Raw genomic sequence first — 209 nt, 5'->3', positions numbered from 1 at the left:
AAATGGTGTCGTACGACCGTTGTCGGCGGTCGTGACACGCCGGGCCGGGCGGGTCCGCGCACTCGCCCGGCCGCACCCCGCGAGGGCGGTGCGCCGCACCGCTCGCAGGGCGGGTCGGCCCAGCCTGCGCCCCCGCCACCTAGGGGCACCCGTAGGGGCACGCTAGGGGTTGTGACCGCCGTCCGGCGACAATTACCTTTCGTCCGGCG

This window comes from Micromonospora sp. L5, from assembly GCF_000177655.2.
Lineage (GTDB): Bacteria > Actinomycetota > Actinomycetes > Mycobacteriales > Micromonosporaceae > Micromonospora > Micromonospora aurantiaca.
Note: the sequence above shows the minus strand (reverse complement) of the source record.